This window comes from Ferrovibrio sp. (genome assembly GCF_035304305.1).
Lineage (GTDB): Bacteria > Pseudomonadota > Alphaproteobacteria > Ferrovibrionales > Ferrovibrionaceae > Ferrovibrio.
The window spans coordinates 54913-61090 of sequence record NZ_DATGQG010000064.1 but is presented as its reverse complement, the minus strand read 5'-3'; the positions used below and the strand labels follow the sequence as shown (position 1 = coordinate 61090).

The window sequence follows — 6178 nt, the reverse complement described above, 5'->3', positions numbered from 1 at the left end:
GTCAATTTCACCGTGCTGACCCTCGGCCAGCTGCTGATGCTGACTGACGACCCGAAAAATTTTCCGCTCTATACCATCGCCTCCATTCTGGTGTCGCTGGCTGCGATACCGGTCGCGCTCACCCGATCGCCGCAGCCCGCGCCGGTCAAGGTTGCGCGGCTTTCCTTCACCAACCTGTTCCGCATCTCCCCGGTCGGTGTGATGGGGTGCATCGTCGTCGGGCTGGCGAACGGGTCCTTCTGGGCGCTGGGGCCGACCTACGTACTGCGATCCGGCTTCGGCGTCCGGGAGGTGGCTCTGTTCATGAGCGCGGTGGTGATCGGCGGCGCGCTGTCGCAATGGCCGTTTGGGCGTCTCTCGGATCGTGTGGATCGCCGGCTGACCATCCTGGTGGCCTGCGGCGCGTCGGCGGCGGCCGGCCTGGCCCTGGTCCTTGCCGGTCTGATGGTGCCGGCGCTGGTGCTGGTCGCCGGCGCCTTGTTCGGCGTTTTTGCGTTTCCGGTCTATGCGCTTAGCGTCGCCCACGCCAATGACAAAGCGACGGATGCCGATTTCGTCGCCGTTGCCGGCGGCCTGCTGCTGATCAACGGCATCGCCTCCGCCATCGGGCCTCTGCTGGCCTCGGCCGCGATGGCGATGACGGGACCCGCGGGCCTGTTCGGATTCACGGCAGTGGTCCATGCCGCAATGGCGCTCTATACCGCCCACCGTATGCGTCAGCGTGCGGCGCCGGCAGACGAAGACAAGTCGAGCTTTGTTTCCATGCCACCGACGGCGCCGGTCCGCTCCGATATCGATCCACGCGCCCCGGACACCATGCCGGAGCCATTGGGAGGGGAGGAGGAGCCGCCACCGGAGCGCGACGCTGCCTGATCGATGATCCTGCACTTGCCGGCTTCGCTCTGCGCACATAAATGTGACGCCGGCGCAGGACTTGCGGTTCGTAGCCGTGTAAAATCCGGTCATGACCGTGCATATCCCCGCCCTTGCCGCCGATGCGCCGCTAGATCAGTGGCTGGTCGCGGCAGGCCTCGATGGCCTGCCGGTGGATCAGCTGGTGGACGGTTTCGCCACGCGCCTGAATGCCGAGGGTATTCCCGTGGGCCGCGCCTATGTCGCGATTGCCACGCTGCATCCGCTGGTGCGGGCGCGCGGTGCGACATGGTTCGTCGGGCAGGGCGTCACCGAGCTGGCCGAGATGCCCCACCGCGACATCGGGGAGGTGCCGCAGGGATGGCACGACAGCCCGTTCCGCCACATGCTCGAGCACCATATCTTCTCGATGCGGCGCCGCCTGGCCGGACCCGGCGCGCAGCTCGACTTTCCGGTGCTGAGGGAGTTCGCCGAGGCCGGCTATACCGACTGGCTGTCACTGGCTTACAGCTTCGGCTGGGATCTGCAGAACAGCGAACTCGAGAACAGCCATGTCGGCATCGGCATGATCAGCTCCCTGGCGACGACCCGGCCGGAAGGTTTCTCCGAGGCCGAGCTGGTGCGTCTGCGCGGCCTGGTGCCACTGCTCGCACTGGCGCTTAAAGGGGCCACGCTGACCCAGATTGCCCGCGACGTGACGGCTTCCTATATCGGCGGGAACGCGGCGACCCATGTCCTGTCCGGCGAGATCCGCCGCGGCGATGCGAAGCGGATCGACGCGGTGATGCTCTGCGCCGACCTGCGCGGCTTCACCAGCATGGCCGACCGGCTGGCCATCGAGCCGCTGGTCGAGACGCTGAATGCCTATTTTGACTGCGTCGGTCCCGCCATTGCCGCCAATGGCGGCGAGGTCCTGAAATTCCTCGGCGACGGCCTGCTGGCCAGCTTCCATCTCGGAGAGGGCCGGGATCCGGCGCCGGTCTGCGCGGCCGCCCTGCAGGCCGCGGAAGAGGCGCTGCGTTGCATCGCCGTTCTCAACGAGCAGCGCCGGGCGGCCGGCCTGCCGGTTCTCGAACTCGATATAGCCCTGCACCGGGGCATGGTGATGTACGGCAATGTCGGCACCGGCACGCGTCTGGACTTCACCCTGATCGGACCGGCGGTCAACGAGGTGTCGCGGCTGGAGAGCCTCTGTGCCGTGCTGGGCTGCAACCTCCTGGCGTCGGCGTCCTTTGCCGCGGCGGCCGGCCCCGCCGCGGCGCGGCTGTCCTCTCTTGGCCGGCATGAGCTGCGTGGCGTGGCGGAGCCGCAGGAGGTTTTCGGGCTCTCGCGCTGAGGCCTCGGGCAGAAAACAAAAACGGCGCCTTGCGGCGCCGTTTCCGTGTCAGATGTTTTCGCCGATCAGAGCGGCTTCAGGTTGACTGCCGAAGTCTTGCCCTTCTGCGTGGCCAGCTCGTAGCCGACTTTCTGGCCTTCGTTGAGGGTGGAAAGTCCGGCCCGCTCCAGGGCGCTGATATGCACGAAGACATCGCTGCCGCCGGTCTCGGGCTGGATAAAGCCATAGCCTTTGGTGTTGTTGAACCACTTCACAGTGCCATTCGCCATAGATAACTCCTGTCGGCGTCGTCAGAGAAAAGCAGTCTGGCCCGGCGCAGGCACTTCTTCAATTGAAGACCGCGCCGGTCACAGATTGGTCGCGGCTGCGGGAGCGAAAGGCTGCTAGAAGTCAGAATTGTGAATTCAGTCAGGTTTTGGGGCCCCTTGAATCCGGCCTTTTAAGACCTACTTAATGACTTGGTCGTAAGACCCTGATGATCGCCGTCCGCAAAGCGGGATGCAGTGGCCCGCCGGCGCATCATCACCCCTCCCTTTCGGGAGGGGATACCAATCGGGATGCCCCGGACAGGGGCACCCGATTTTTCATTTCCCTCTGTCAGGGATTTCTGCTCTGCGCGGCTTCCGGGCTTTTCCACGGATTGCGCCGCGATGGAGCCTTGCGGCCTGCCGTTCTTCGCGTTCGGGCTGGTTCCCGCACCCAGTCCTCTGCCGGCGGCTGCCCCGCCGGAACGCGAAGGCGGCTTGCAAGGCCCAGGGCGTCGAAGGGCGCACGGACCTTTATATCATTGTCGAAATAGATGAAGACGTCGCGGGGCCTGCCCAAAAGTTTGGCCGGCGCCTTGCCAGACACCCGTTTGGCGCCGCGCGGCTCGCCGCCCTTTGACCAGGCACGGAATTTCCGTGCCCAATTGTCGAGGGCCTCGTCGCTGTAGCCGCTGGCGTAGAGTTCCTCGGAACCATGCAGCCGCGCATAGATGAAATCCGCCGTGATGTCCTGCAGGCAGGGCCATTCGACGGTGTCGGCTATCACGATGGCGGTGCCGTACCGGCGCAGCAGGGCAATGAAGCGGTCGTCGCGGAAGCTTTCGTGACGGATTTCCAGGGCATGCCGCAGCGGCAGGTTTTCCTCGACGCGGAGAAATGCGCCGCCCCTGATCGGCCGGTCGTGGGTGGCGGCCAGTTTGGCGGCCGATCGGAAATCTCCCGGCAGCATCGCGAGGAAGCTTTCCAATGCATCGGGATCGAAGCGCAGGCTGGGTGGCAGCTGCCAGAGAATGGGGCCGAGCTTCGGGCCAAGGGCGAGCAGGCCGGAAGCAAGGAAATTGGCCAGCGCCTTGCGGGCGTTCCTCAGCCGCAGGATGTGCGTGATGTAGCGTGACCCCTTGATAGAGAAGACGAAATCCGGCGGCGTTCCGTCGCGCCACCGCCTGAAGCTGGTCGGTTTCTGCAGCCCGTAGAAGGTGCCGTTTACCTCGATGGTGGGAAAGGTGTTCGCCGCATAGGCCATTTCATCCTTCTGCGGCAGGCCCTCCGGATAGAAGACGCCGCGCCAGGGCGGATAGGTCCAGCCAGAGATGCCGATCCGGATGGTCATGGCTGACCAACCGCCGGCACAAATTCCAGTTCCGGTTTCTATAGGGGTAGTTTAAGTCTGTACTCCGCACCCGGGAGGCGTGTAAGTAGGTCCGGTCGGGTGAGGGGGACCATGATCCGCGTATTCGGTGCAAGGCAAGTCCTGATTTCCATTGTCAGCGCGCTGCTGATCGTCGGTTTTCTCGCCACGTCTCTGGGCAGCTACTTCGTGTCTCGGCAGTCGCTCCGGGATGCCGTGGTCCAGACGGAGCTGCCGCTCACCTCCGACAATATCTATTCGGAAATCCAGAAGGATCTGATTCAGCCGATCCTGATCTCTTCGGTGATGTCGGCCGACACCTTTCTCCGCGACTGGGTCCTGGCGGGAGAACGGGAACCGGAGAAGATCGCCCATTACCTCCGCGAGATCCGGACCCGCTACAATGCCTTCGCCAGCTTCTTCGTCTCCGAGCGGACGCGGAACTACTACCATGCCGACGGCATCCTGAAGCGCGTGCATGAGGCCGAGCCGCGCGACGAATGGTACTTCCGTGTACGGAAGATGACGAGCCCCTACGAGATCAACGTCGATCCGGATCTGGCGAACCAGGACGCGATGACGATCTTCATCAATTTCCGGGTTTTCGATTACGAGGGCCGCTTTATCGGCGCGACCGGCATCGGACTGACGGTCAATGCGGTCCGGACCCTGATTACCGATTACCAGCGCCGCTACGGCCGCACCGTGTATTTCGTCGACGGCACCGGCCGGATCGTCCTCGTCGGCGAGGGCGACAGCGTACCGGAGCATCATATCTCGGCGCGCGGCAATCTCGGCGCGCTGATGCCGGAATGGTCGAAAGACCAGACGCGTTCGCTGGAATATGATTACGAGAACCGCCCGCGGCTGCTGAACGTGCGGTTCATCCCCGAACTGGACTGGTTCCTGCTGGTCGAGAAGGATGCCGAGGGGGATTACACCGGTATTCGGCAGGCGCTTTACTGGAACCTGCTGGTTTGCACCCTGATCACTGCGCTGGTCCTGCTGGCTACCTGGCTGGCAATCAACCGCTATCAGAAGCGTCTCGAGACGATGGCGACCACCGACCAGCTGACCGGGCTGGCCAGCCGGCATGCCTATGAGGTCCTGATGGATCAGGCCCTGCGCGACAGCCGGCGCTCGGGACAGCCGCTGGCGCTGGTGATCCTCGACATCGATAATTTCAAGAGCGTGAACGACAGGTTCGGCCATGTCGCCGGCGACCGGGTGCTGTGCGGTGTCGGCAATGCGATGCGCGCCTGCCTCCGGTCTTCAGACATCATCTGCCGCTGGGGCGGCGACGAGTTCATTGTGGCGCTGCGGAACTGCGACCTGCATAATGCGGAGCGGCTGGCCGAGACCATGCGTCAGACCATCGCCGGCGCCGCTTTTCCGTATGAGGGCACGCCGATCACGGTGACGGTCAGCCTCGGCGTGGCGGTTTTGCAGGGCGAGGAATCCGCCCAGGACCTGGTGATCCGGGCTGATGCCGCGATGTATCGCGCCAAGCAGGAAGGCCGCAATCGGGTCCGGACGGACGTCCGCCCGGAAGCCGCCTAGGCCGACACGTTACGCAGTAACGATTTTCCCGAGAATGGATTCCACGTCGCTGGGCAGGAAGGGTTTGTCCAGGGTCGGCCGCGAACGGTACTGCTCCGGCAGGCTTTTCTGCCCGTAGCCGGTGGAAAAGATGAAGGGCAGGCCGCGCGAGGCGATGGCGTCTGCCACCGGGAAGATGGCCTGGCCGTTCACGTTCACATCCAGGATGGCGACGTCGAAGGTTTCCGACTGCGCCGCGGGCAGGGCGGCATCGACCCGGGAATAGGGGCCGAGCATCTCATGTCCGAGATCCTCGAGCACGTCCTCAAGGAACATGGCGACAAGGCTTTCGTCCTCCACCACGAGCACGCGAAGCCTGGCCGCTGGGTTGGACGGCGTTGCAGTCTGATCGGATGCCATATGACCCTCATACCAACGGGCGAGTTTCCCCGTTTCATTATCGCGCTAATGAGGAGTAAGCAGGCGGCGGTAAGACTTCAACTACCCTGAAGCCCGAATCAGGTTCCCGTCAGGCAGTCTGCCACGCAGGATGCCGTTTCTCCAAGCGGATCGAGAGGCGCCGGAGAACCGGTCAGTGAACCGCCGTGGATGGGGTGGGGAGATCGGCAAGGCGTCTGGCGGCTTCGGGACCGTTCAGGGGCTTCCGGGTCAGGCGGACCGGTGTGTTGCTCGCTTTGGCGGGGAGATTTGCCGGGCGTCCGGCCAGACAGGCCAGTGCGGCCATCCCGAGCAGCAGACCGAGGACAAAGCCCTCGTTCCAGGTTTTGCGACTTTTGCTCATTCCACCCTTCCCGG

The 6178-nt window shown here is 64.2% G+C and carries 7 protein-coding genes; 3 read left to right on the top strand and 4 right to left on the bottom strand.

Annotation, left to right across the window (positions count from 1 at the left end):
• Together VKZ87_RS08320 and VKZ87_RS08315 are read left to right on the top strand one after the other, a co-directional pair.
• Positions 1-873: MFS transporter (locus VKZ87_RS08320; RefSeq protein ID WP_324220787.1), on the top strand; the 873-nt coding region annotated here is incomplete at its 5' end.
• Positions 874-964: 91 nt separating this feature from the next.
• Positions 965-2209, top strand: coding sequence for an adenylate/guanylate cyclase domain-containing protein (locus tag VKZ87_RS08315; RefSeq protein WP_324220786.1), 1245 nt, complete (start codon positions 965-967; stop codon positions 2207-2209).
• A 65-nt stretch (positions 2210-2274) separates the two neighbouring features.
• Here VKZ87_RS08315 and VKZ87_RS08310 read toward each other — a convergent pair whose 3' ends face one another.
• On the bottom strand, positions 2275-2478 hold the full coding sequence (locus VKZ87_RS08310) for a cold-shock protein (protein WP_324220785.1): 204 nt from the start codon (positions 2476-2478) through the stop codon (positions 2275-2277).
• 328 nt (positions 2479-2806) lie between these two features.
• Positions 2807-3805: a DUF72 domain-containing protein gene (locus VKZ87_RS08305; RefSeq protein ID WP_324220784.1), complete on the bottom strand. Its 999-nt coding sequence runs from the start codon at positions 3803-3805 to the stop codon at positions 2807-2809.
• A 111-nt stretch (positions 3806-3916) separates the two neighbouring features.
• Between VKZ87_RS08305 and VKZ87_RS08300 the strand changes: the two genes are divergently transcribed.
• Entirely contained in the window at positions 3917-5383 is a 1467-nt protein-coding gene (locus VKZ87_RS08300; RefSeq protein ID WP_324220783.1) for a sensor domain-containing diguanylate cyclase, read from the top strand.
• 9 nt (positions 5384-5392) lie between these two features.
• On the opposite strand, the gene VKZ87_RS08295 is transcribed toward VKZ87_RS08300, so the two are convergent.
• Together VKZ87_RS08295 and VKZ87_RS08290 are read right to left on the bottom strand one after the other, a co-directional pair.
• On the bottom strand, positions 5393-5782 hold the full coding sequence (locus tag VKZ87_RS08295) for a response regulator (RefSeq protein ID WP_324220782.1): 390 nt from the start codon (positions 5780-5782) through the stop codon (positions 5393-5395).
• Positions 5783-5954: 172 nt separating this feature from the next.
• Positions 5955-6164 carry a hypothetical protein gene (locus VKZ87_RS08290; protein WP_324220781.1) on the bottom strand — a complete coding sequence of 70 codons (210 nt, stop codon included), beginning with the start codon at positions 6162-6164 and terminating at the stop codon, positions 5955-5957.
• Positions 6165-6178: the final 14 nt, after the last annotated feature.